Origin of the sequence: Mesorhizobium sp. M7A.F.Ca.MR.362.00.0.0 (assembly GCF_004023175.1) — a bacterium.
Taxonomy (GTDB): domain Bacteria; phylum Pseudomonadota; class Alphaproteobacteria; order Rhizobiales; family Rhizobiaceae; genus Mesorhizobium.
Window position 1 is genome coordinate 10,495 of the sequence record NZ_RZTF01000206.1, and the last position, 927, is coordinate 11,421.

General features: G+C 65.8%; 2 pseudogenes. Both read left to right on the forward strand.

Annotated features, from left to right (window positions below):
- Positions 1-464, forward strand: a pseudogene (locus EOC06_RS43205) (bifunctional methylenetetrahydrofolate dehydrogenase/methenyltetrahydrofolate cyclohydrolase); the annotation flags it as partial.
- Positions 465-520: 56 nt separating this feature from the next.
- Positions 521-919, forward strand: a pseudogene (locus EOC06_RS22725) (AraC family transcriptional regulator); the annotation flags it as partial.
- Positions 920-927: the final 8 nt, after the last annotated feature.

Here is a 927-nt window from a genome sequence, read left to right on the forward strand (position 1 = left end):
GCTCTATGCTTCTGATCGAGCGGGTGCGCGGCAAGGATCTGTCCGGCCTCAACGCCGTCGTCGTCGGCCGCTCCAACATCGTCGGCAAGCCGATGGCCAACCTGCTGCTTGCCGCCAACTGCACCGTCACCATCGCCCACAGCCGCACCAGGGATCTGCCCGCCTTGGCCCGCACCGCCGATATCCTTGTCGCGGCCGTCGGCAGGCCGGAGATGATCAGGGGTGATTGGGTGAAGCCCGGCGCCACCGTCATCGATGTCGGCATCAACCGCATTCCGGCGCCGGAAAAAGGCGAGGGCAAGTCCCGCCTCGTCGGCGATGTCGCCTATGCCGAAGCGGCTAAGGCCGCCGGCGCCATCACGCCGGTTCCCGGCGGTGTCGGGCCGATGACCATTGCCATGCTGATGGCCAATACGTTAGCCTCGGCCTACCTAGCGGCCGGATTGAAACGGCCGTCCTTCTGACCCGCCAGAAAGCCGCAGCTTTGCCGAACCCCAGTGTTCCCTCAGAACGGCCGGTCATGACTGACCCCGTTCAAGGCGGGCGGCAGTTCGCTTTCCTGCTGGTCGACAAGTTCTCCATGTTCTCGCTGGCTGCCGCGATCGATACGTTCCGGTCGGCGAACCGGTTGCTTGGCCGCGACTTCTACGGCTGGACGACGGTGTCGGCCGACGGCGATCCGGTGATGGCCTCCAATGGCCTGCCGCTCAAGATCGACTATGCCGTTGCCGACCTGCCGCCGGTCGACATCCTCTTCGTCTCGGTCGGGCTGACGACGGAATTTCCCGGCAAGAGCAAGGTGCTGGCGGCTTTGCGCAGCTGGGGCCGGCGCGGCAATGCGCTCGGAGCCCTGTCGGTCGGCTCCTACCTGCTGGCCGAGGCCGGCCAGCTCGAAGGCTATCGCTGCACCATCCATTGGTAAAACCG